The organism is Turicibacter sp. KK003, from assembly GCF_037014675.1.
GTDB lineage: Bacteria > Bacillota_I > Bacilli_A > MOL361 > Turicibacteraceae > Turicibacter > Turicibacter faecis.
In genome coordinates this window covers 1,997,243-2,022,413 of the sequence record NZ_CP142738.1, presented here as the reverse complement: position 1 = coordinate 2,022,413, position 25,171 = coordinate 1,997,243, and the positions used below count along the sequence as shown (strand labels likewise).

The window sequence follows — 25,171 nt, the reverse complement described above, 5'->3', positions numbered from 1 at the left end:
GGGCATCGAATATAAATCAATGTCAACCATTCTCTATCCCTTCTGGGATTAACCGATGTCTTTCCTTCCCTAACGCTCATATCCTTTAATTTACAATTTTAGTGTAAAACGATATAATGAGGTTAAATATTGTCGTAAGGGGAATTATATGAGAAAAAAGTTTAGGGTTATTACGTTGTTTCCGACGGTTTATGTCATCATGTTAACTAGTTTAACCTTGATTGCAACGTCTTCGTTAAATGTTAACGGAATGTTTGATTTTGTTAAAGGTTGGATGGTTATTTCCCTCGTTGTTTTATTCCCGCTGCTGATCGTGATGCAATCAATTATAAGTGCGATGAATCACTTTAAGGGATGGGTGCCAGTGGGTGTTTCTGTGGTGGCAACGATGTTCTATCTCCTTGTTTTAATGAGGGATGATACGAGAGGCCTATTTTTAACGATGATGGGTTACGCGGTGATTTATTCGATAGAGGGTCTTATTGGGTATGGGGTAGGTAAGGTTATTTGTAAATTGAGATCCACCCAAAAGGTGAAATAAAGAAACGAGAGAGGTTTGATTGATCACAACAAGTTCGACCGCCCCTAGTGTGCCAGTATAGATTGAGGAGGGAGTTAATTGCTATTTACAATTGGACAGGTGACGAAAATGTATCATGTGCGCCATGATACCCTAAGATATTACGATAAAATAGGTTTATTAAAACCTACGTTAAAAAAGGAGAATGGATATAGATACTATACTATTCGCGACTTAGAGTTACTAGAATTTATTTTGTTAAGTAGACAATTAGATATTCCCCTTAAGCGATTACAGGAAATTTTAAATCGAGGTAATATTGACGATTATATCAAGTTATTTTCTGATCACGAGTCTTTTATTGAAGAAAAGATTAAACAGTTAAATGAACTTAAAAAAGAGGTGAGCCGATTTAAGCAAAAAACGATTGCGATGAGAAATTTTGAAAATGATGAATTGCCAGAAATCCCAACCTATGAATCGATAGATAAAACATTGCTGTTTATTAGTCAAAAAGGGGACGAGTCATTAGCTGAAATTGTAAAAAATAAAGATTTAATTTTAATCACAAAATACAATGAGGAAGGAGCATTAATTGTTGATAGTATCCTCATTGGGTTTGAAATCTTTGAAGATGAGAGTTTTGATATTGAAAAATATAAAAATTATATGAAGTATCATTTGAAGGGAAGATACATGACTTTCTCGAGAAAAGGTACCGTGGGGAATATGATAGATTTTATTAACGCTACGATAAGTAAATACGGAATAGAAGATGAGGTGCTTCCTATCATCGAGTGTACGTTTAATATGGTTCGTCTTGATGAAAGTACGATACACTTTGCTAAAATTTATATCCCGATCCATGAATAAATAAAAAAAGGGGCTTGACTCTCGAGTTGCTCCATACTTTATTCTTTTAGACATAATTAGTTAATAAAGTTGGAGGAAACATGATGCAAGATAATCTTTTATTAGAGGGAAAGGTCTCTAAAGTATTTTTAACTTTTTGTATACCGGCTATTTTATCTATGCTTATTGCGGGGATGCAAACCATCATTGATGGGATGTTTGTTGGAAATGTTCTTGGAACTCACGCCATGGCGAGTATAAATATTGCTGCCCCTTTTATGCAATTAATCCTAGGTATGAGTATGATTGTGAGTATCGGAACGCAAAGTTTTATAGGGTTAAGGATGGGAGAAGGTCATATTGAAAAGGTACAAAATGCATTCAAAACCTTTCTCTATCTTATTCTTTTAGTCGGTGGATTCATCACTTTAATGGGAGTCGGATTTAATGATAAAATTGCGACATTTTTAGGGGCAAGCGATTTCTTAAAACCCCTGGTATGTACGTATATAAAAACAATTTCTATCTTTACGATTCCAATGGCCATTATGTTTTTGTGTGGATTTTCTAATCGCTTAATTGGAAGGCCCGATTTATATTTTAAAGGGATGTTAGTTAGTCTACTATGTAATCTAGGATTAAATTATTTATTTATCGCTAAGTTAGGTTTAGGGATAACGGGAGCGGCTATGGCAACAGGGCTTTCTTATTCATCAGCGTTATTAATGGTCATATTACCGTTACTTGATAAAGAAAAATTGATTAATATTCATCTGGGTAAATGGGATTTAACGACGGTTTTACCTGTTTTATATAATGGATCTTCTGAAGGAATTATTTCGCTTTTTGTAGCGATTAGCGCCTATATTTTTAATATGGCTTTTATGAGTATAGCGGGTGAAAATGGCGTGGCGGCATTCACTGCTATTAATTACGTGGGGCAATTTGGGATTTGTATTTTATTTGGAATATCCGATGGAATTGGCCCTATTGTTAGTTGTAGTCACGGAAGTGAACGCTATGATCGGGTGAAACAAATTTTAAAGTTGGCCCATGCTGTAGGTATCGCGATTGGAACGTTAATATTTATCGTTTTATTTTTATTCGGAGAAAATCTAATTAAACTCTTTATGAGCGTTGATCAACAGATTGTTGATTTGGTTGCTCAAGGGGCAAAAATATACGCTATCGCCTTTTTTATGAATGGATTTAATATTATCACTTCTGGATACTTTACATTTATTGGGGAAGCCCTGAATTCAGTTATCATTGCGGCGAGTAGAGGGCTATTATTTATTATCTTAGGAATAATCCTTTTACCCCAAATTCTAGGTATTAATGGCGTATGGGCAACCATCCCCTTTGCTGAATTTCTAACCATCATTCTCGGAATCACGCTCATCGAGATGAATAACAGACGATGCCTTTAAATAAAGAATAGAACAATAAAAAGACAAAGATGAGTCCCGTATTGGAAGTAAACCAGTACCGTAAGATTGATCTTTGTCTTTTTGTTATAAATATTTCCAAGTTATCTTACCTATCCAAGTTATCTTACCTATCAATTATAAGATAGGAATAGGAGTTCTTGTTATCGACTAGATTTAAGTCAACAAATTAACATCATTTAAGTTGATCTACTATCTTTCAAATGAGTTAAACGGTGATTACTATTGGAGGAATTGGGTTAATCCATTTAGACGGGTGATTTCGATTCACTGTTTGTTCACAAAGACCAAGGAATCACCGTGATAGTCTGGAATTGGCTTTTTTGTAATGGAAAGGCGATTATGACGGGGAATATGGATTAGTTGATTGAACTTATTGCATAGGTAATCGTTAGAAGCTTCGCTCCCTATTTATTTTTAATTGAATAAAAATTCAAATTAGATTCGGTATGTTATAAACATAGCTATTTAGTTCGTGATAAAATAGAGTTAGTTTTAGTAATAATAAATATATGGAGGTTATATGGCGAACATTAAAGATGTAGCTAAACGTGCTAATGTAGCACCAAGTACGGTATCTCTTGTTTTAAATAATACGGGCTACGTTTCCCAAAAGACGAGAGAGAAGGTAGAGGAGGCGATGAGAGAGCTAGATTATAAACCTAATGAGTTAGCACGAAATTTATCTAGAAATAAAACTAATATTATTGGCATTATTGTTCCAAGTTTAAATCATCCCTTTTTTAGTACCTTTATTAGGTATGCCGAGAGACATTTATACCAGTTAGGTTACAAAACGATGGTTTGTGGAACGGCTAATAGAGATCGAGTAGAACATGAGTTTCTTGATTTATTAAGAAGTCAGGTTATGGATGGAATTATTATGGGGGCCCATTCGCTAGATGTTGAAGATTATAAGAGGGTTAATCGTCCATTAGTAGCGATTGACCGGTATATTGACGAAAAGATACCGATTGTTTCTTCTAATCATCAAAAAGGCGGTGAAATGGCGGCACTAAAATTAATTGATAATAATTGTAAGAATGTCGTACACATTAAAGGGGCCTCAATTGTAAAAACCCCTGCTCATCAATACCACGAGTCCTTCAAAGAGTTACTAGAGAAAAATAATATCAACGTATTTGAAGTTGAAATGGATGTTAATTGTTTCGATTCTCAAGATTTTTTAAAAGTTGCACGAGAGCTATTTGAATGTTATCCAAATGTGGATGCGATTTTTGGTTCAGATTTAGCTATGTTGGCGTGTTTACAACAGGCTAGAGAATATGGATATAATATTCCAAAACAATTAAAACTTATTGCTTATGATGGAACGTATATTACCTCTATGAGTGAGAAACGGCTAACTTCGATTGTTCAACCTATTGAACAGTTAGCGATTAAGGCTGCAACTACTATTGTAGATTTAATAGAAGGAAAAGAATTGAAGAGTAGCAGGATAATGTTAGATGTACAGTTATGTGAAGGGGAAACAACTCTATAAAAAAAAGAAGCTATCTTATACCGGATAGCTTCTTTTTTACCATTTTCAGGTTTAAAAACGCTTGCAAACGGAAGGTGAATAATGTATGATAAAAATATCGAACCGGTTTGATACTTTTTATATCACATTAATGGAAATCGTTTTTGAAATCGTTATTGCATTGATGTTACATTAATTAAGGAGGGGTATAGTGAATTTTTATTCAGGAAATTATTGTTGTCTTGAGATATTTGCTAGGTGTAAGAGTGGAACTCAAGGTGGGATTAAATTAGTAAATAAGATAACTAATGAAAGTCAGGAAAGCATAGCAGGGAAATATAATTACATTTTGTTAAAATTTCCTTTAATAAAAAAGCAAGAGTATCAATTGATATTAGAAAATGTTGATATTTCTATTGCATATTTAAGTCAATGTGATGACATATTGGATAAGGGAGTTAAATTTATTGAGATAAGTGATAACTATTCGTTGACTACACAAGATGATTTATCTGATTGGTATGATACCCCGTATCGCGAACAATACCATTTTGGGCCATATAAAAATTGGATTAATGATCCAAATGGTCTTTGTTACTATAAAGGATACTATCATATGTTCTACCAGGCGAATCCTCATGAACAAAAGTGGGGACATATGTATTGGGGGCATGCAGTCAGTCGGGATTTGGTGCACTGGATACATTTACCGTATGTCTTGTTTCCGCAAGAAGAAATATTAAATGCCAAAGATTTAAAAGGGGGGGCATTTTCCGGATGTGCGGTAGCATTAGATGATCGTATTCAATTTTATTTAACACGCCATCTTGGACCGTCGGAGGACTGTGATGAAACAGTACAGTATCAAACAATGGTTTCCTCGAGGGATGGGATTAATTTTGGAAAAGAGGAGATTATCATTGAAAAACCGGGAAAACCATTCTCGTTTAATTTTCGTGATCCAAAAGTTTTCTATCATAATGAGAAATGGAAAATGGTTCTGGGAACTCAGCTAAATAATATCCCCGCAATTGTCTTGTATGAATCAAAAGATATGAGAAATTTTGAATATTCGGGGGAGGTAATACTAGAAAGTCAAAAAGGTGTATATACAATAGAGTGTCCAGATTTATTTGAGTTAGATGGGAAATTTGTGGCCATTGCAGCGTATATGTTTTATACAGATGACCAAGGTCGTATTCAGCCGACGATGTATTATATAGGTGAATTAGAGGGACATCGTTTAAACGTTGAAAAGAGAGGCTTGTTCGACTTTGGAAGCAATTATTATGCCGTTCAAACGTTTGAATATGCTGGTAGAAGAATTGCTATTGGATGGATTTCAGATTTTTATGAGGAGCACGTGGTAGAAAAAAATGGTGCTTATGGTAGTATGGCATTACCTCGTGAGCTTTCATTGAAAAATAATCATTTATATATGAAACCCGTTAAGGAGGTATACTCTTTAATTGATAAGGAATTATGCAGAGTTTCGAAACAAAATATTAGAATCAATAAAATCAAGGGGAATTGTTACTATAGTAAATTGATATTTAAAGGAAACAGTGATTTTGATTTATTGCTTGGAAAAAATGAGGAAAGTAGTATTCGATTAAAATGTAATAATAATGAGGTATCCATTCAAACAAATGGAGTCAAATCGAGTCATGTTCAATTTATTGCACCTATAAAAGAGGTTCGTACCGTTGAAATCTTTGTTGATCGTCGAGTCGTTGAAGTTTTCCTTAATGATGGCGAAGCAGCGGGAACAAAGCTTTTTTATACAGAATCCAAAGAAGGGATTTTTGAATTATCTTGTACGGATACAGATGTAATCGATGAGGTAAGTGTATATACAGTTAAAACAATCTGGTAGAGGGGGATTTTCAATGAGTATAGCTTTAAAAATGAAAAATTGTAAAGCAGTAACAAACGGATTAAGTTTGAGTTCTAAGGTAGCTTATGGCTGTGGGGACGCAGCTTGTAATGTAGTTTGGGGGGCAATGAGTGCGTGGTTAATGTATTATTATACAAATGTCGCTCATGTAAGCGCATTATCGATAGGGACTATTATGTTGCTCTCTCGTATTATTGATGGATTTACTGATATTATTATGGGAATTATTGTTGATAAGACAAAATCGAAACATGGGAAGGCGCGACCATGGCTATTGCGTATGGCTATTCCGTTTGCTATTGCTACGGTAGCCATGTTCTCAGTTCCTGAATCGGATAACACAATAAAGTTAATTTATATTTTTGTAACCTATAATTTGGTCAATACCTTTTATACTGGAATTAATGTACCTTATGGAGCTTTAAGTTCATTAATGACACAGAACCAATATGAACGCTCTCTTTTAAATATTTATCGTATTGTATTTGCACAAATTGCTAATTTTATTGTAGCTTCGATGACGATGCCATTAATTCAGGCTCTGGGTGGGACAAGATATTCTTGGTCACTAGCGTATGCAATTTTTACAGCTGTTGCAGTTGGATTATTTGTGATTAATTTTATTGGAACGAAAGAAGTTGTTGGGGAAGATGCATCAAAACGTGAGGATGTTCCAGTTAAGGTTGGTTTAAAGGCGTTGATTACTAATAAATACTGGATTATTGTTACAGTATTAGGAGCATTTACTAGCATTTTTAATGCCTTAATGATAAGTGTTAATACATACTATAGTGAGTATATTTTAAATGATGTAAATATTGCTTCTATTTTGAATTCAGCATACATGGTTCCAATGGTGATAACATTATTATGCATTGCACCACTTGTTAAAAGGATTGGAAAGAGGTATACAAATGTTCTAGGATGGATAGTAATTTTAATTAGTTATTTAGTTTTATTAATCAATCCGTCTAATACGATGTTAGTTATTGGGACATCATTGTTGCGCGGAGCAGGATTTGCCTGTGTAATGGGGGTACAATTTGCGTTTATTGCAGATACGGTAGAGTATGGACAATGGAAGTCAAACGTACGTACAGAGGGGTTAATTTTTAGCGCTCAAAGCTTTGGAGGAAAATTTGGAGCGGGATTAGGAAGTGCCTTAGTAGGTGGTGTTTTAGCAATGGGTGCGTATGATGGAGCATTAAGTGTCCAACCGGATACAGCGCTTATGGCAATTAAAGTTTTATATTTAATCCTACCAATTGCCGTTGCCTTAATTCAACTTTTATTAATGATTCCATATAAACTTGATAAAGAGTATCCTCAAATTATTAAGGACTTAAAAGAAAGAGAGTTACGTAGGGAATTATAAATTTTAGTTAAATTAGACAGGATATTAAAAACGAGGTATAGTCTATAAGAGATGGGACTTTTAGTAAGGTTAAAAAAACAAATTTACCTTAATTCTCTAAATCTGATTAGATTAATCAGCGACGGGGTAGACTAAAGGAAACTCAATTAAAGATAGAATTGAATAAACTGGGTCATATTTATTATCCGGAAAGGATATATAATTTAGATCTATCTTTCCACGTTTCATTCCTCTAATTATTATGGATAACGAAGTCATCGAGGTCTATTGTAGCCTCGGTGACTTTTTTTATAAATGAACATCTTCCGTTATACGGGTGTTTCCGTAAAGCCTTTAACGAGGTATTAGAAAAATATTAAAGGAATGACGCGAAGGAGGGGAGAAATAACAGAGGGGAATGCATTTCCTGATTATATTTCCATGCGAGTGGAGATGTTGCCGACCCCTTTTAAAGGACCTTTGGATCCTGAACGGTAATAGAGGCTTTTAGCCGCAGTTGAAAACACTAGTTAAACTAGTGTTTTTTTATGAATTTAATTGAATCAGCGTAAGCGGGTAATTATAATACGGATAGAAAAAAAGCAAGGTTCGTTGTACACTAAGGGCACACTGAATCTTGCTTTTTATTTACAATTTTCTTGAATTATTTTTGACCAGGGTAAAAAGTCCTCCAATAGCTGTGGATTTACTAAGAATTCGCAATTTGGAAGTTTTTCAAAAAGGTAGGTTAAATAACAATAGACATTTAATCCGTTGGCTTTGGCTGTTTCAATTAAGGTATATGCCATGGCGTTTGCTTGGGCCCCTTTGACACTCGTTGAAAAGAGGTAATTCTTACGTCCAACGACAACGGGTCTAATAGCTTGTTCGGCTAAATTATTAGAGATCTCTAAACGTCCATTTGACAAGAATTCTGTGAGTGCTCGTCTTTGGTTCTGGGCATAAACAATCGCTGTTTGTAACTTACCTTTAACCGTACGAATTCCTTCAATAAATTGATAAAAGGATTCAATGATTGGCCGAATTTTTGATTCTCTTTGGATTTGACGTTCCTCAGGGGAAAGGTGTATCAACTCTCGTTCTAACCGAAAGATTTGATTACAGAAGTGAACGGCTTGTTTGGCTTTCCCATGTTCCGTTGAAACCTCTTGAAATTTCCGGCGTGCATGTGCCCAACACCCATTCCCTACCAACGGTGGAGACATTTACTTCGTAAATGGCAGGGGACCCACAGTGGTCACATTTGGCAAATCTTTGTAAGCTATATAGCCATCACAATGAAGCCATCCTTTAAACGACCGAAGTAGTTCTAAAATAACAGACTTCGCGCGTGTTAAATCGGCGTGATAAAAAACAATGGGATGGGACACATCTTTGATGGTACGAATCAACCAAATTCGAGCCTCTGATGTAGCAGGTTTTCCATCCGAACGATTTAAAATCTGATAATATGTTTCATCCGCATGTAGGACCTCTTGTTGGCGTAATTTATCTAGAAATAGTTTATATAAAGGTTCTAGCCAATCAAAAGAGGCACGGATAATCCAATTAGAGAGAGTTTTCCGACTTACTTCTAATCCATAAGACGACCATTCTTTCTCTTGGCGATAAGTTGGTAATCCGAGTTCAAATTTTTGATGAAAAAGCCAAGCCAATGTTGTTGGTCCTGCTAAGCTACGTTGGATAGGTCCCTTAGGAACCTCGGCACAACGAATGGATTTAGCTTCAAGATTAGGATCATGACAATCACATTCGTAGGCATGTGAAATATAAACTTTCTTATATAATCGTGCAGGTACAAAACAGACTTCTTCACGAACAACCTTTTTCCCCATTGGTTTCATGGCCTGACCGCAATGGTCACATGTACAATCCTCTCCATGAAGTTCACAATGAACTTCTTCAATAGGTAAATCTTTCGTTAATTCTGCTTTACGACCAGATGTCTTACGACGGCGATACGTAATTTCCTCTGTCGGTTCATCCTTTGTCAGAGGTTCTTCTAATACAGGATCCCCAAAAAGGGTAAGCTGACCTGGATCAACCTTAGTTTTCTCGCTTGAGGATCCAAAAAGCTTTTTTGAAAGAAACTCAACCTGTTCAATAAGCGTATCAATTTTGTCGGTCTGCTCCATCATTTTTAATTGGAGCTTATTAATTTTTTCCTCTTTTTGGGCGAGTAGTTGAGCTTGTTGATCCAGTTTCTTTAATAGTTTCTGATTTTCTTCGATTAGTTTTGATTCAAACGTGTTCAACTTGGCTCACCTCTTTTCTAAATGATTTTATTAGTCTTAGTATGTCCAACTTTATATAGAAAATACAGGATTTATTACCATTTTTAATTAATGCATCCTTTGCGGGCGGGTTTGATAGCTTTAGGCTGTTGGATAGAGAGTCCCTCAAGTAACCAGCGAAGCTCCTGACTCGTTAACTTTTTGACTTCTTCTTGGTTTCGTGGCCATTGAAGGTTCCATTCCCCACTTAGGGAGGAATTAAACCGTGTGGGGGCCCCGTTCTCTATCCTTTTATATAATAAGATAAAGCCATCCGTATCCCAATAAAGTGCTTTAAATCGATCCTTTTTTAGACCACAGAAAAGAAATAAGGCATCATCAAATAAATCTAAATTATATTTATCCGTAATAATTCCCGCGAGACGATCAATCCCACAACGCATATCCGTCCGACCACAAACGACAAAAATATTTTTAACATGAGTGAAATCAACTAACATTTTTCATCAACTCCGTCAGAACTCTCCTTAAAAGATCGTCATTAATCCCAGGATAAAAAGTTATTTCACTTCCATTCAGTTGAACACAACAGATGGGAGTTCTTTTTTTAGTAGAATCTGTTTCAAGTTGAATCGGAACAATTAATGGACTTTCCTTCATAAAAATGACCTCCTTTTCTTTGATAGCTAAAGTATAGCTTAAAGTTGGAGGTCAAAATAGACATGTTTATATTACGCGCTTACGAATCAGCTCTATTTAACTGGTTCGAAATCAACGGTTAGAAATAGAGGGTGATTTGATTCGTTAATAAGCTATATAAGGATTACAGATAAAAAAGATTTAGCTTGCTTTTTACGGGCAGTGAAGCGATATGTAGGATAATTGTCTGCTTATGTTTAAGTAGAAAGGTGTGTGTAGAATGAAAGCGTTGAACGGAAAATGGCTTTAGGTAGAATCTCTTATGGATATTACGTTAAGCAACGGGATTAAGCGCCCAAAAGGTTATTGAGAATGTGTCTAGATGATGTGAAATGATAATTAGTTAGAAATATTATGTGAGTGGTAATGAAATTCAAATAGGTTTCATATTAGGCTTTGTCGAATCATAAATTATAATATATAACGTTGCCAAAAAGAGTGTTTAAATTCACATGATTTGATTATAAAATTCCTAAAATTGGGGGGCATGTGGTATGGAGAGTTTATTTGGTGAATGCAATAATAGATTTACTGTAGAATTATTATCTGAACTCTTCCTGTTGAACCAGTCGGAAATTATTCGTATCCTTAAAAAGAATATTTCTAATTTTGAATTTAGTTATTGTAGCCAATCAGTAATTTCTGAAATGGATTTGGACGGACAATGTATAGTCGATAATTTTTCTGATAACGAGCTTAAATATACTTTTATACTCTCTATGCGTGGACTGAAAAAATTCACCAATATTTTAATGAACGAATTTAAAGGATTTTTTGTAAGATTTTTAACAGAGAAAGAGATAAATGAGTTATTAAAAATAGTCTATGAAAATGACAGCGTAAAGGATTATAAAAAAGGTTTGGTCGCACCTCGGGGAGAAATTGGAAGAGAATTTAGGAAAATACATATTAATCCCTTTTGGGATAAGGTCAATGAGGAATTAAAAATGTTTATAATTGATTGGCTTGGGGTCGATGATGTGAATCATATCCCCTGGATCGCGTATCAACAAACGTTAATGATTATAAAATTTGGCTATAGTCTTTCACCCGAATTACGAAATGAGGCCAATATTATTTGGCATAAACTAGTGGATCTTCGCTGTCAAGTTAATGATGGAAAAAGGAAGTTGCATGAGGGATGGTTATTAGATTACGATAGACAGGAATTAAAAAGTATAAGAAAGTTTTTAAAGTTTTTAAAGGATAGTTAATATAAAAAACCATTATCTCAACTCAGATTCGTTCTGAACTCAGATAATGGTTTTTGTTTACGTTGTGTATTTTTTGGTGGAGATGGGCCGTTCCGGTTAGTATCCACGTCTCAAAATGAAGCGATTAGAGGTTATAACTGTTGTAGTATCCTTATAATATAGATTGTGAGTGAAAAATAATTTATAATGTAAGTAAAGAGTTTAAAGAGATTTAGGAGTATAATGATAGATATAAATTGTAATTTGGAGGTGTTTTGTTTGAGCCAAAAAGAAATTGAGTTTGCTGTATTTTGTGTGGAAAACATTGCTGATTATTTAAAGATGAATGCACAGGATATTTATCAATTACTAGGTGTTAAAAGTAGGCTATTATTTGACTATATTGTGCCGTCTTATGAGCCATTACATACACAAAGTAAGGAATATATTATAAATGAGATTGTAGATATGATGAAGCAGAAGGAGTTGATCTAATGCTAGTTTATCATGGTTCTTATTGTGAAATTGTAAATCCAGATATTAAATATTCAAGAAATAAATTAGATTTTGGAAAAGGGTTTTATGTCACGCCAATTGAAGAACAAGCTGTTAGTTGGGTATCCAGATTTAAGAGATTAGGAAAACCAGGTATTGTTAATGTGTATGAGTTTGACTTTGAGAAAGTAAAGCAAGATTTACGTATCCTGATATTTGAGGAGTATAACACTGGGTGGTTAGATTTTATTATTAAGTGTCGCAATGGTGAATTGATTTATCAGGATTATGATGTTATAGCAGGCGGTATTGCAGATGATAAAGTGTTTAATACGGTTGAGCTTTACTTGGATCAGTTAATTAGTAAAGAAGAGGCTTTAGGAAGATTAAAATATTATAAACCAAACTTTCAAATCTGTATCGTTAATCAAGAAGTCATTGATAACTATTTGACATATAAAGAAAGTAGAGATGTTTAATGGAAGCTAATAAAATTTTATTACAACGGAAATTTGCAAGAATTATTGAAAGCTTAGCTAAAGAGGCTCATATAACTGAAGAAGAAGCAATGGGATTGTTCTATACATCAAAAACATATCAACTAATTTCACAAGGAATTAGTGATTTACATTGTTATGCTGATGGATATTTAGTAGATGAACTTATGTTAGAATATCATCTGAAAAAAGATATTGGTTATTATTAAAGATGAAATGGTAAGATTCAATATAAAAAGCATTATATTGAATGATGATGAAAGAAGCTAGCCATAGATAGTGGCTAGCTTCTTTTTAATTCCATGTAGTTTGATTTAATTGTTGGGCGATTTCTTCAATTGACATTTCATCAGTGAAGTTTTCGATGAATTGTGTTAAATCAAAATAACGAGTTCCTTGAGGAGCTCCTTTAGTAATTTTTTTGAATTCACATGGAATGAATTGTTTTACAAGGAAGAATCGTTGATCTCCACCTCCTAAGTCCTGTCCTTCAGTTTCTAAAACTTCTTTGATGACATCAATGATATTTTGTTTTTGTTGTGGTGTTAGATGACCTTGTAAGGTATTGATGATATCAAACTCTTGTGTATCATGATTAAAATTGGCATCAATGATACAACTAATTTCACCAATTCCACGAATGGCTTTTGCTCCATATAGACCGATATATTTATGCAGTCGGTAGTTACGTGTACGAGGTGCGTAGTATAGATTATATTTAAAGTTTCGTTCTAATGTTTTACTAGTTAAAAGTGATCGCATCAAACTTTCATGATGTGGAATTAAATTAGCATCGTAACAGAACGCTTCAAAGTCATTAATGAGATCGATCATTTCAACTTCATACGGATTAAGAACTTCTTTGAATTTCTTACAAATCTCTTTAAATGTTGTAAAGGCAAACTGAATCGAAGTTTTGTGAGCCCGATTATAAATATTAATTTCCTTTTCGATTTCTTCACGATACATCTGACTAATTGGATCAGTATTGATCCAAAGTAAGATTTGTTTATCTTCATTAGAGAATGAAGTAAGATGTCCCATTAATTGTGAAAGATTTTGTTGACCATAAAGTTTTGTTTCAATCACGATTTTAAAACTTTCTTGTTCAACGACAGCATCAGGAATACTACCAGTCGCTTTTACTTGTTGAGAAAATTTCACCGTTGTATCTAACTCTAAATCTGAATCTTCTAAAATCAAATTAATAAACTGCTTAAATCGATGCGTGTGATGTTGATAAAGTCGATTAAATAAAAGTAACGTATTATTTGTTACCATATTCTCTTTTTGAGAATACCTTGGAAAATAATGAATGTCAGCCATATCTATCCCCCTAAATGATTAGATGATTCCATTATATCAGGAGATTGATAGAAGAAGTAGATGACCGGATGTGATAATGTATGAATTTTAGATGGTTAATAGCTATAAATTTATGCAGAAGGATATCTTGATACTTAGTCTGTGTCATACAAGAAGTAACTTGTTTCAGTTTATTTTTTTGTTTGTCTTTCTATATTGATAAGGATAAAATAGAATTATATATTGTAAAAAAAGTTTCTTAGGAGGAAATGATGATGGGTAGCATTACATTACAGGAGCTAGAGTCTCATTTATGGGAATCAGCGAATATCTTACGTGGATCAATTGATTCATCGGATTATAAAAATTATATTTTTGGATTGCTTTTTTTAAAACGTGTCAATGACGTGTTTGAAGAGATTTGTCATCATTTAGTTGATGATGAAGGATGGGACTTAGAAGATGCAGAAGAAGAACGTGATGAGTATCAGTTCTTTGTTCCAAAGGAAGCTCGTTGGTCTTATTTACAATCGTTAACGACTGATATTGGACCTGCCTTAAATCATGCGTTTGAACGTTTAGAAGAAGAGAATGGATCATTAGAAGGTGTATTTAAGCAAATTGATTTTAACGATAAAGAAAAGTTACCAGATACATTACTAATTCAATTAATTCAACATTTCTCGAAAATTAATTTAAGTAATGAATCATTAGAAGAACCTGATATGTTAGGTCGTGCTTATGAGTATTTAATTAAACAATTTGCCGATGATGCAGGTAAAAAAGGTGGAGAATTCTATACGCCAACAAAAGTGGTTGAATTACTTGTTAAATTAATCAAACCGGAAGAAGGAATGCGAATCTGTGACCCAACATCAGGATCAGGTGGGATGCTCATCCAATCGGTAGATTACATTAAATCTAAAGGTGGAAATCCGAATAACTTATCACTATATGGACAAGAGAAAAACTTAAATACATGGGCAATTTGTAAGATGAACTTATTGTTACATGGATTAAGTGATCATCGTATTGAAAAGGGAGATACGATTCGTGATCCGAAGTTAACTGAAAATGGAGAATTAATGTTATTTGATCGAGTGATTGCAAACCCTCCGTATAGTTTAAAAAATTGGGGACGTGAAGAAGCAAGTGCCGATGAATTTGGACGTTTCCGTTTTGGCTTGCCACCTGCGAATGCTGGGGACTATGCGTTTGTTCAACATATGTTAGCGACGTTAAATCATACAGGGAAAGCAGGAGTTGTCTTACCTCATGGAATTCTGTTCCGTGGTGGAGCTGAAGGAAAAATCCGTCAGGGATTAGTGAAGGAAGATTTAATTGAAGCGATTATTGGATTACCTGCTAACTTATTCTATGGGACTGGAATTCCAGCCACGATTATCCTATATAATAAAGATAAAGAAGAAGCACGTCAAAATAAAATCTTCTTTATTGATGCCTCACGGGATTTCCAAGAAGGGAAAAATCAAAATGTGTTACGTGATGAAGACGTAGAAAAAATCGTTTCAACTTTTGATAATTATGAAGAAATTGAAAAGTATTCACGTATTGTTACATTAGATGAAATTAAAGAAAATGACTACAATTTAAATATCTCTCGTTATATCGATACAACAGAAGAGGAAGAGCAAATTGATGTGACACAAGCCATCCAAGAATTAAAACAACTAGAACTTGAACGCAACGAAATCGAAGCAACGATGTACAGCTTCTTAAAGGAGTTGGGATATTGTGAATAAAGAAGGTTATAAAAAAACTGAATTAGGTTATCTACCTCTTGACTGGGATGTGAAAAAGTTGGGATATATTACAAATAATGTAACAATTGGATTAGTAAAAACTATGACAGCTCATTATTGTGAACAGGGTGTACCGCTGATAAGAAACTCAAATATTAAAGAAGATAAAATTGATAAAGAAAATATGGTTTTTTTAACTTATGAATTTGCTGAAGCAAATGAGAATAAAAGGCTTAAAGTGGGCGATATTGTAACTGTTCATACTGGAGATATAGGAACGTCTGCAGTTATTGAAAAAGATATGGATGGTGCACACGGGTTTGCCACATTGAATACAACAGTTAATCCTGAGATTATATATAACTATTATTTATCAAAATACTTTAATTCTAATATGTATAAAAAACAGGCGATCAGTTTCTCAACTGGTGATGGGAGATTTAACTTAAATTTGAAAGATTTCGTAAATTCACTTATACCAATTCCACCTTTAAAAGAACAGAAAAAAATTGCAGAGATTCTTTCATCTGTTGATGCAGTGATTGAAAAGACAGAACAAGTGATTGCTAAAACAGAGGAAGTCAAAAAAGGATTAATGCAACAACTCCTCACAAAAGGAATTGGACATACAGAATTTAAACAAACAGAAATTGGAGAAATTCCACTTGAATGGGAAGTAGTATCTATAGAGTCTTTTTCTACTGTAATAAGAGGAGCTAGTCCAAGACCAAAAGGGGATCCAAGGTACTATGGGGGAAATGTTCCACGACTAATGGGGGCAGATGTAACAAGAGATAAAAAGTATGTAACTCCTAAAATTGATTTTTTAACAGAAGAAGGTGCGAAATTAAGTAGACAGATGTCAAAAGGTGATTTTGTTATTGTTTGTAGTGGGACTGTTGGATTACCTGCTATTTTAGCTATTGATGCATGTATACACGATGGTTTTTTAGCATTAAAAGATATTAATCCAAAAGTTAGTAAAGAATATTTATATTACATATTTACTCAACTAAGACAACAATTAGATTCCAAAGCTACACATGGAGGAGTGTTTACTAATTTAACAACGCAAATTGTTAAAGAATTTAAGATTGCACTACCTTCAATTGATGAACAAGAGAATATTTCTAATATTTTAAAAGGGATTGATGATAAAATCGATTTAGAACAAAAGCATATGGATAAATTGTCAGACATTAAAAAAGGATTAATGCAACAATTATTGACAGGAAAAACTCGTGTTAAGATAGATTAAAGGAAAATAGTATTTCATTATGAGATACTATTTTATAAAGTGATATATTTATGATGTAGGAGAAATGGGGTGTTTATGTGAGGCATGAGGCTTGGAATGAGAAGGAGTTAGTTGAGAACCGTTTAATTGAGCAGTTAGTTGAATTAGGATATACTCATTTGATTGGATCCGAGCTTGTGAATGAGCGATTAGAATCTGACGTGTTATTAAAACAACGATTAGAATCGGCAGTTATTCGACTGAATCCTTGGATGAACGAGAGTAATGTTACACAAGTGATTCGTAAGGTGTCACACATTTCTGCGACGTCTTTAATGGAAGCGAACCAAGAGTTTTATGGTTACTTAGTGAATATGATTTCAGTTCAACAGGATTTAGGAAAAGGGAAGAAACATCAAACGGTTCGATTGATTGATTTTGAGAATATTGAAGCGAATGAGTTTTTAGTAGTGGAACAGTTAACGATTAAGACGGCTAAAGCAACTATTCGTCCTGATTTAGTGCTTTATGTGAATGGATTACCACTTGTTGTGATTGAATGTAAAAGTCCAATGTTAAATCCAAATGAACAAATGGGACAAGCGATTCATCAAATGTTACGTTATCAAAAGGATGTTGAGACGTTATTCCACTATAACCAACTTTGTATTGCAGCTAGTTGGTATCAAGCAAAGGTAGGAACAATTGGAGCACGTCCACAACATTACAGTGCATGGAAAGATCCATATCCGTATCTATTAGAAGAAGGGATGGAACCTCAACAAATTCTAACGCTTGGAATGCTAAGTCGTTCGAATCTACTTGATTTAGTTCAAACGTTTATTGTGTTTGAGGGTGAAGGACAAAAAATCATTAAAAAGGTAGCCAGATATCAACAGTTTCGTGCAGTTAATAAAGCGATTGATCGAATTAAAAATGCAAAATACAATACGGAACGTGGTGGTGTCATTTGGGCGACACAAGGTAGTGGGAAGTCTATTTCAATGGTCTTTTTAGCTGTCAAACTAAGACGATTAAAACAGTTAGAAAATCCGACGATTGTTGTGGTAACTGATCGAAAAGATTTAGATGATCAAATTACCGCCACGTTTAGACGATGTGGTTTCCCTAATCCAAAACAAGCGACGTCTGTATCAGATTTGCGTCAGTTGTTAAATGGAGCAGTCGGGGAAACAGTCATGACCTTAGTTCATAAATTCCAAACAAGTGAAGAAGAAAAGTCATTCCCACTTCTTTCAGAAGCCTCAAACATTATTGTGATGGTCGATGAGGCTCATCGTACACAGTATGGGACTTTGAGTGTGAATATGAGAACGGCTTTACCGAATGCGATTTACTTAGGATTTACAGGAACGCCAATTGACAAAGATGATAAACATACGACGAAAACATTTGGGACTTATATTGATACCTATACGATTGAACAAGCGGTGAAAGATGGAGCAACGGTCCCAATTTTCTATGAGTCACGGTTACCCGATGTTCAAATTCAAGGGGGATCACTTGAAGAAATGTTCAATATGGTGACACGTGAACTCGATGATGAGGCCAGAGAACGTGCCAAGAAGAAGTATGTCAATGATCAACTTATTGTTGCCACTCCGAAACGAATTCAACATATTGCGATGGATATTGTAAAACATTATGAAGAATATATTAAACCAAATGGATTCAAAGCACAGGTAGTTGCGATTAATCGTCGAGCGGCCGTTATGTATAAAGAATACATTGATCAGTTTACCGATTTAGAATCAGCGGTTGTCTTTTCAACCTCAGCGAAAGATAAAGATAATGAATTGATTTGGAAATATCGTTTAGAGGAAGAACAGGAAAAAGAAATCATTAAACGATTTAAAGATCCAAATGATCCATTAAGTTTCATCATTGTAGTGGATAAATTACTAACAGGGTTTGATGCCCCGATTGAACAGGTGATGTACTTAGATAAACCAATTAAGGAACATAACTTACTTCAAGCGATTGCTCGTACGAATCGTACCTACGATAAGAAGACTTATGGTTTATTAGTCGATTATTTTGGGGTTTCTCGTTTCTTAGATGAAGCATTAGAAAAGTTCAGTAATACCGATGTTGAAGGTGCATTAAGTGATATTGATTCCGTGATTCCAAGACTTCAAATGCATCATCAAGCCGTTTTAAATGTGTTTCATACCGTTAGCTTAGATGATTTTGATGCATGTGTAAAAGTTTTAGAACCGGAAGATACTCGACAAATCTTTGAGGAAAAGTTTAAACGATTTGTTAAAGATATGGATATGGTGATGCCTAATCCAAAAGCAAATCCTTACATCTCAGATTTGAAGAAGTTTGGGAAAATCCGTCAAGCAGCTAAAAATCTATATCGTGCCGAAGGGATGGATATCTCAGATTATGGAGAAAAAGTTCGTGCCGTTGTAGAAGACTATTTAGTGGTTAATCACATTGAAGTCTTACATGAACCAATTAATTTAATGTCAGATTATTTCAATGAACGATTAGAGGCAGCTAAGACACCAGAAACCAAAGCTGCAGAAATGGAACATGCATTGAAACATGAAATCCGTGTCAAATTAGGAAGTGATCCTATTTATCAAACGTTAATGGAACGACTAGAAGAGTTAATCCGAAGACGACGTGAACATCAATTACAAATTGCTGAATATATGGAAGAGCTAGGTTCTTTAATTAAACAAGCGAGTCAAGTTGGAAAGCAAACAAAAGGAAGCTTAGATGCAAAACAAATGCCATTCTATCGTTTCTTAGAACAAGATGAAGCGATTGAGGCTTTAGTTGAAGATAAGAAACTCATTGAGCAATTAACGATCAATGTCACAAATGTTATTGCAGAATATGCAAAGATTGTGGAGTGGACGAAAAAAGAAGATACAAAACGAGAAATGCGTTTAGCAATCCGTCGAGAAATCAACGATACACTTAATGCACGTGGACCATTCAAAAAAACTGTACAAGGACTAGCCGAGCTAGCGGAAGTGCATTATGGAAATTAGAAAAAGGAGCTTTTATTAGCTCCTTTTCTTATAGTTTTAAATTTGGACCATGAATTCGTAACCATTCTTTACGATCTTCATAGTCGGGGAGTAAGCTGCTGATGAGATTCCAAAAGTCATCACTATGATCCATGTATTTCAAATGACAGAGTTCGTGAACAAGGACATAGTCAACATATCGCATAGGAGCAGTGAAGATACGCCAATTAATATGAATATTTCCTGATGGCGTACATGTCCCCCATGATTTTTCTTGTTCTTTGACGGTTAATTGGTTAGGTGATAGATTAAGTTTGTTCTCATAAAGTTTAAGACGTTGTTTTAATTTTTTAGACCCCATTTCAACATACCATTTCTTAAATAAATGATTGAGAGATTGTATACGCTCTGTGTCATTGAAATGAGTAGGTACTTTGGCTGTAAATTTACCTTGATGGAATTGAATATGACAATCTGTTAAAGAGTCATCTTTAATGACTTTTAATCGATAGTTGCGTCCTAAGTACGGGATTTTTTCTCCACTCTTAAATTGACGTGAACTTTCTTCTGATTTAATTTCAGCTAACTTTCTAAGTTGCTTGTGGATAGCAGGAGCTTTCTTTTTTATAATAGCAGCAATTTGTTCATCGTTTGTATGAGGTGGTGCTACAACAGTTACACCTATTTTATATTCGATTAAGATTGAAATATCTTTCTTACCTTGTTTGTAGGTAATCTGGTAATCAATCACCGTTGTTCCATATTGAATACTTGGCATCCTTAATACCGCCTTTATAAATGAATTGAATATAACCATTATATCAAACATATGATCGTTTTAAACTAAATTATAAACATATATTATTTCCTTGAATAGTTACTCAGGAGGTAATATACATGTCGAATGTCACAAAACGTATCAATATTGTATCAATTAAAATGGTAAAGGAGTCTAGCTTCCTTTATCAAACACGTCAAATCTTATCACCTAATGATGCCTATGAAATGATTAAAGAACAACTAGAGGGATTAGATCGGGAGCAATTCATTATTGCTTGTTTGAATACAAAGAATGAACCAACTAATATCTCAGTGGTATCAGTTGGTTCACTAAATAAAGCTATTGTCCATCCAAGAGAAGTATTTAAAACAGCCATCTTATCTAATGCAGCAAGTATCATGGCGTTTCATAATCATCCATCAGGAGATACCACACCATCAGATCAAGATATTCAATTAACCAACCGCTTATATGAAGCGGGTGAGTTACTCGGTATCAAGGTGTTAGACCATCTCATTATTGGAGATGGTTCTTTTACATCGTTGAAAGAAAAGGGTTATTTATAAAGAGCTAAGTGCCAGATGAGGTGCTTAGCTCTTTTCTATTTAGTCGGAATGGAGGTTATGTGATGAGTCAGATTGTCATGGTGTGTATAACGGAAACATTAGAACGTGTGATTGAAGTGGATAAAAATCAAATTGATGGAGATGCCGTTGCTTATGTAAAGGAGCAGTATCACAAGGGTGAAATTATTCTTGACTCGAGTGATTTAGTAGAGGTTGAGTTTATTGGAACCGCATGGGGATGAATGAAGGAGGTGATAAATGATGTCAGTGATTAATCGTTGGAGTTTACGATGTGAGGCTGTTACAAGTGAAGATGAGAAGCATCGCTATATATTAAGGATAGAATGGAATAAAGATAAGCCTAAAGCGACTGTTATTCTTATTCAACCAACGACCGCACATCCAGTAAATTTAGATATAACGACGATGAATGTGATTAACAATTTAAACCGGTTAGATTATGGAGGATGTGATATTGTGAACCTCTTTTCGCTGGTCTGTAAGAAGCTCCCATTAGGGATTCCTATTCAACAACTAGTGAGGGAAGAAAATATCGGGTATATCCAACGCAGTTGTGTAAAGTCTGAAGTGGTCATTATTGCTTATGGTTCAGTAGGAAGTGGAAGTAAGAGGATCATGGATTATCAGAGGGAATTTCTTCATACTCACCTCAAGCCATTTAAACAAAAGATGGTTAAAATCTGTGGACCGCATACCGATCAAGCGTATCACCCTTTATGTCCAACGGTACGTTCTAACTGGAGATTGGTCCCGTTATTTAGGGATTAATTAGTAACAGTTATTCGTAATTATTATTAATTGAAATGAACAGAGGAGGCTTATTATGAAGTGGTATCATGTTAGAGAAATGCAAGAAGAAGGATTGGATAGAGAAGTTAGTAACCGTATAAGATTAGTTCTAACTATTTTAGATGAAGCTTATGGTTCTTATCGTAAGCCGATGGATGACGGAGGGTACGTCCTGCTTATCAATGACACGAATGTGAAAGAGTTGGAGCACTTTCTTCAATCTTATCCATGTAGTGTGGTGGAGTTTTGTGAGGCGTTTCAGACACATCAACAAGGAACATATTATGAACTATTAATCTTATTGTCGAGTGACTATGCAGTCACTCTTTTTATGTGTCAATCATTATGGAATCGTTATAAGTCTCAATTTGATTTAGAGGGAGTGGGGAGAGAATGAGAATGTTCAAATGGATAGGGTTTATGGTGACCGTGTTGGTCATCGGATTAAATCAACTGAGTTTAGGAGGGGTGTTATCATGATTTTGGTATTGAAGGTTATTTCAGTTATTCTGCAAGCGTTAGCGCTGGGGCTAAGTGATAATGAGGCCATTGAGAAAGTGTCTAAACAATTTGGACTTGATCCTAATGAAGTGAAGCGCTGGTTGTAAGTGATGGAGTGAAGCTTGAAGCATTATTTGATGATAATTTAGTAAAAAATTAACTACTGATAAATAAAAGGCTGAATCCCTTGGGAGGATTCAGTCGCTATAATGGAGGAATAATTGGTGAAACGTTATCTAACTAAAGGTGTAATGAATGAAATTCCATCGGAGATTCAGTTGTTGTGTTGGGAGTGCTATGACCAAGTGAGACAAAGGGATAGTTATGATTATTTGCAGGTGTTTGAATTGAGACGTGTAGGAGTTGACATACAGGAAATTGAACATCGTCAAGAAGTCCCTAGGTATAAACAGGTATATTACGTTCATTGTAAATCCCCCCAACAACAAAAGATATATATTATTGAAGAGCTAGACACAGCACTCATGATGTTAGCTGAAGAATATTGATTCTCAGTCTGAAAGAATAATAGATGGTCTAAGGCCCAATAAAAGGGCTTTAGATTCTATATGATGATTTGGTGCGTGTTTCTTTTTTTAGTCGTTGGATATGTTCAGTTCAAATAAATTCCTCCCTCTCCCTGTTTGAAAAATAAACAGGGAGAAGGATAGGGGGACAAAAAAATGAGGTAAAATCAAGAATTATATATATACTCCCCCTATCTCCCTATAAAATAAATAAATTATATACTTGATAGATAAGATTCAAGTATTGAGCAGAAAACTAGAGGGATATGAGGAGGGATTATCTAGTATGAGGGAGAAAGATGAAATTCTAACAGAATGGATTAGTTTTTGAGTCAGAACTTATTTTATCCGATAATGCAAAAAATGCCGTAAAATAAAACTAAAAAAAATAGGAGCAGGTATAATAATAAGTAGTTGTATCAGGAAGGTGTGAAAAAAATGAAAGATTTAGATTTATATGGAAAAGTGGGTGGTGTGTTGATATCGCCTGATGAGTGGATAAAAAGATTTAGTAATGGAGTAGGAATTAATAAAAGATATGTTCCAACTAATCTTTCCCTAGATGAAATGATAAGAAATATCAAATGCGAGGTAGATGAAATTTGGAAAGATGAACTTGAATCCATTCACGAAACATTAGCTGCTATTTTTGGTAAGGAGGAAAAAGATAATTTCTTATTCCCCATCATCTATATGTATCATTTAAAGGATAAACTAGGACTTCTTTTGAGAAGGAATGAATTAGAAGACCTTAACTTTGAGGGATTGCGAGACGATACATTTCTTTTAGACAATAGGAACAACGAGGAACAGTTATTGTCTAAAAAAGATGTATTTTTAAATTATGTTTCCGATAGTAATAATCAGATTGATTATGAGTATGTCAAGACAAAAGATGATCCTCTTTGGGATAATTACTTAGCTAGCTATAGTATAGAACCAGGGAATGAAGCATCAAATTTTTATAAATTTTTAGAATCTTTTAACATATGGAGCACTAGAGGTTTTAGAAATGAGAAAAGCGGATACATTACTACGGATTTAGCGTATGCTCTTGCCTATTTATACAAAAGGAAACAGGCAGAAAATAAGTGTAAAAAAAAGTTCTTAAAAAAATATGAAAAAGGAAAAATAGGTACAATTGTTTTCAAAGAGTATTTGCTTTTCATTCAAGAATTTCGTGAATTCCTATTACACAGGAAAGATTATATTTTACAGGTAAAACAGTTTTCTCCGTATGATGTTCCCCCTAAGACGGATTGGGTTGATATAATAAAAACTAGATCAGATCTTCCACTACCAGAATGCGAACTTCAATGTGAGATTGAATTTATGATAGAAAAAACATTTAAATTCCATCAGTTTATGGAGTTAAGTGCTTTAAGAAGAAAATTTTTGTCAGCAAAAATTAGCGAAGAGAAACAACGAGAAATATTTGATATACTATTTACTCAAATTCAAGGGAATGATTGTGTAAATAATTTATGCATAATGAGGTTTTTGAATAGCCTGAAGACGAAGAATATGTATAATGATGTAAAAAAATATCTCATGGGTATTAAAAGTTTTAGCACCTATTTAAATCACATTATTGAGCGGTGCTACGAAGAAATTGAATCAACTCAAGATACAGTTTTAGGGGTAGAGGATAATTGTTTATCAACTTGTCATGCATTTGTATTAAGCCATCTTCGTGACACCACTGTGCAACTAAACAACGATTTTTTAAACAAGGATTTCAAGTATATATTGAAGGAATATCAGATATATTTATGCAAAATAGGAATTTCCATGTCTGATTGACATCTCAGTTAAGAATAAAGTTAGCGTTATAAATCCGATTATAGCGCTTTTTTTTTGTGTTTGAATAAAAAAAGGCTTAAAAAATTCCAATCAAACAAAAGGTTGAAATTTATTAAACTAGTCTTGTAAGAGATAACCGCCGTAAAATTTAATTGTGTGATTGGGACAATGGATTTT

General features: G+C 34.3%; 25 protein-coding genes and 1 pseudogene. 20 read left to right on the top strand and 6 right to left on the bottom strand.

The genetic code is table 11. The features are described 5' to 3' along the window. Positions 1-148: 148 nt before the first annotated feature. The 6 genes from VXM77_RS09870 to VXM77_RS09845 all read left to right on the top strand — a co-directional run bounded on the left by VXM77_RS09870 (position 149) and on the right by VXM77_RS09845 (position 7,575). On the top strand, positions 149-541 hold the full coding sequence (locus tag VXM77_RS09870) for a hypothetical protein (protein WP_338506216.1): 393 nt from the start codon (positions 149-151) through the stop codon (positions 539-541). Positions 542-619: 78 nt separating this feature from the next. Then, complete coding sequence (locus VXM77_RS09865) at positions 620-1,393, top strand: MerR family transcriptional regulator (RefSeq protein ID WP_338506214.1); 774 nt, start codon at positions 620-622, stop codon at positions 1,391-1,393. Between the two features lie 83 nt (positions 1,394-1,476). Continuing rightward, positions 1,477-2,802: an MATE family efflux transporter gene (locus VXM77_RS09860; protein WP_262950364.1), complete on the top strand. Its 1,326-nt coding sequence runs from the start codon at positions 1,477-1,479 to the stop codon at positions 2,800-2,802. Positions 2,803-3,343: 541 nt separating this feature from the next. Continuing rightward, positions 3,344-4,324 carry a LacI family DNA-binding transcriptional regulator gene (locus VXM77_RS09855; RefSeq protein ID WP_262950363.1) on the top strand — a complete coding sequence of 327 codons (981 nt, stop codon included), beginning with the start codon at positions 3,344-3,346 and terminating at the stop codon, positions 4,322-4,324. Positions 4,325-4,514: 190 nt separating this feature from the next. After that, positions 4,515-6,179, top strand: coding sequence for a glycoside hydrolase family 32 protein (locus VXM77_RS09850; RefSeq protein WP_262950362.1), 1,665 nt, complete (start codon positions 4,515-4,517; stop codon positions 6,177-6,179). A 13-nt stretch (positions 6,180-6,192) separates the two neighbouring features. Continuing rightward, entirely contained in the window at positions 6,193-7,575 is a 1,383-nt protein-coding gene (locus VXM77_RS09845) for an MFS transporter (RefSeq protein ID WP_262950361.1), read from the top strand. 623 nt (positions 7,576-8,198) lie between these two features. Here the strand turns inward: VXM77_RS09845 and VXM77_RS09840 are convergent. The 4 genes and pseudogenes from VXM77_RS09840 to VXM77_RS09825 form a co-directional block, all read right to left on the bottom strand. Beyond that, a complete protein-coding gene (locus VXM77_RS09840; RefSeq protein ID WP_338507437.1) occupies positions 8,199-8,363 on the bottom strand; it encodes a transposase domain-containing protein in 165 nt (54 codons plus the stop codon). 18 nt (positions 8,364-8,381) lie between these two features. After that, positions 8,382-9,710 (bottom strand): annotated as a pseudogene (locus VXM77_RS09835) (IS66 family transposase); the annotation flags it as partial. A gap of 203 nt (positions 9,711-9,913) precedes the next feature. Next, on the bottom strand, positions 9,914-10,309 hold the full coding sequence (gene tnpB / locus VXM77_RS09830) for an IS66 family insertion sequence element accessory protein TnpB (protein WP_338506210.1): 396 nt from the start codon (positions 10,307-10,309) through the stop codon (positions 9,914-9,916). Continuing rightward, positions 10,299-10,469: a hypothetical protein gene (locus VXM77_RS09825; RefSeq protein ID WP_161832239.1), complete on the bottom strand. Its 171-nt coding sequence runs from the start codon at positions 10,467-10,469 to the stop codon at positions 10,299-10,301. The genes tnpB and VXM77_RS09825 overlap by 11 nt, the downstream gene beginning before the upstream one ends. Before the next feature lie 533 nt (positions 10,470-11,002). Between VXM77_RS09825 and VXM77_RS09820 the strand changes: the two genes are divergently transcribed. The 4 genes from VXM77_RS09820 to VXM77_RS09805 all read left to right on the top strand — a co-directional run bounded on the left by VXM77_RS09820 (position 11,003) and on the right by VXM77_RS09805 (position 12,902). Next, positions 11,003-11,722, top strand: a complete 720-nt coding sequence (locus VXM77_RS09820; protein WP_338506208.1) for a hypothetical protein — start codon at positions 11,003-11,005, stop codon at positions 11,720-11,722. Positions 11,723-11,980: 258 nt separating this feature from the next. Then, positions 11,981-12,196 (top strand): DUF3791 domain-containing protein, encoded by a 216-nt coding sequence (locus VXM77_RS09815; RefSeq protein WP_055245203.1) that lies wholly within the window; start codon positions 11,981-11,983, stop codon positions 12,194-12,196. Beyond that, positions 12,196-12,675, top strand: a complete 480-nt coding sequence (locus tag VXM77_RS09810) for a DUF3990 domain-containing protein (protein ID WP_338506205.1) — start codon at positions 12,196-12,198, stop codon at positions 12,673-12,675. The genes VXM77_RS09815 and VXM77_RS09810 overlap by 1 nt, the downstream gene beginning before the upstream one ends. Continuing rightward, positions 12,675-12,902 carry a DUF3791 domain-containing protein gene (locus tag VXM77_RS09805; protein WP_009606337.1) on the top strand — a complete coding sequence of 76 codons (228 nt, stop codon included), beginning with the start codon at positions 12,675-12,677 and terminating at the stop codon, positions 12,900-12,902. Before VXM77_RS09810 ends, VXM77_RS09805 begins: the two co-directional genes overlap by 1 nt. Before the next feature lie 85 nt (positions 12,903-12,987). Here VXM77_RS09805 and VXM77_RS09800 read toward each other — a convergent pair whose 3' ends face one another. Continuing rightward, complete coding sequence (locus tag VXM77_RS09800) at positions 12,988-14,019, bottom strand: hypothetical protein (protein ID WP_338506199.1); 1,032 nt, start codon at positions 14,017-14,019, stop codon at positions 12,988-12,990. Between the two features lie 254 nt (positions 14,020-14,273). On the opposite strand from VXM77_RS09800, the gene VXM77_RS09795 reads away from it, so the two are divergent. From VXM77_RS09795 to VXM77_RS09785, 3 genes are all read left to right on the top strand, one after another. Next, positions 14,274-15,761 carry a type I restriction-modification system subunit M gene (locus VXM77_RS09795; protein ID WP_338506197.1) on the top strand — a complete coding sequence of 496 codons (1,488 nt, stop codon included), beginning with the start codon at positions 14,274-14,276 and terminating at the stop codon, positions 15,759-15,761. After that, complete coding sequence (locus VXM77_RS09790; protein ID WP_338506195.1) at positions 15,754-17,019, top strand: restriction endonuclease subunit S; 1,266 nt, start codon at positions 15,754-15,756, stop codon at positions 17,017-17,019. Before VXM77_RS09795 ends, VXM77_RS09790 begins: the two co-directional genes overlap by 8 nt. Before the next feature lie 77 nt (positions 17,020-17,096). Further along, the gene (locus VXM77_RS09785) at positions 17,097-20,027 is read left to right on the top strand and encodes a type I restriction endonuclease subunit R (RefSeq protein ID WP_338506194.1); all 2,931 of its coding nucleotides are present in this window, start codon (positions 17,097-17,099) and stop codon (positions 20,025-20,027) included. Positions 20,028-20,055: 28 nt separating this feature from the next. On the opposite strand, the gene VXM77_RS09780 is transcribed toward VXM77_RS09785, so the two are convergent. Then, complete coding sequence (locus tag VXM77_RS09780; RefSeq protein ID WP_338506193.1) at positions 20,056-20,784, bottom strand: SprT family zinc-dependent metalloprotease; 729 nt, start codon at positions 20,782-20,784, stop codon at positions 20,056-20,058. A 119-nt stretch (positions 20,785-20,903) separates the two neighbouring features. Here VXM77_RS09780 and VXM77_RS09775 point away from each other — a divergent pair, with 119 nt between their 5' ends. From VXM77_RS09775 to VXM77_RS09745, 7 genes are all read left to right on the top strand, one after another. Next, on the top strand, positions 20,904-21,353 hold the full coding sequence (locus tag VXM77_RS09775; protein ID WP_338506191.1) for a JAB domain-containing protein: 450 nt from the start codon (positions 20,904-20,906) through the stop codon (positions 21,351-21,353). A 62-nt stretch (positions 21,354-21,415) separates the two neighbouring features. Beyond that, positions 21,416-21,595 carry a DpnD/PcfM family protein gene (locus VXM77_RS09770; protein WP_338506189.1) on the top strand — a complete coding sequence of 60 codons (180 nt, stop codon included), beginning with the start codon at positions 21,416-21,418 and terminating at the stop codon, positions 21,593-21,595. Between the two features lie 19 nt (positions 21,596-21,614). Next, positions 21,615-22,142, top strand: coding sequence for a DUF1643 domain-containing protein (locus tag VXM77_RS09765; RefSeq protein WP_338506188.1), 528 nt, complete (start codon positions 21,615-21,617; stop codon positions 22,140-22,142). 55 nt (positions 22,143-22,197) lie between these two features. Continuing rightward, the gene (locus VXM77_RS09760; RefSeq protein ID WP_338506186.1) at positions 22,198-22,560 is read left to right on the top strand and encodes a hypothetical protein; all 363 of its coding nucleotides are present in this window, start codon (positions 22,198-22,200) and stop codon (positions 22,558-22,560) included. A gap of 79 nt (positions 22,561-22,639) precedes the next feature. Beyond that, positions 22,640-22,771, top strand: coding sequence for a hypothetical protein (locus tag VXM77_RS09755; protein ID WP_338506185.1), 132 nt, complete (start codon positions 22,640-22,642; stop codon positions 22,769-22,771). Positions 22,772-22,888: 117 nt separating this feature from the next. After that, positions 22,889-23,173, top strand: a complete 285-nt coding sequence (locus VXM77_RS09750; protein WP_338506183.1) for a DUF960 family protein — start codon at positions 22,889-22,891, stop codon at positions 23,171-23,173. Positions 23,174-23,629: 456 nt separating this feature from the next. Next, the gene (locus tag VXM77_RS09745; protein WP_338506181.1) at positions 23,630-24,994 is read left to right on the top strand and encodes a hypothetical protein; all 1,365 of its coding nucleotides are present in this window, start codon (positions 23,630-23,632) and stop codon (positions 24,992-24,994) included. Positions 24,995-25,171 lie beyond the last annotated feature (177 nt).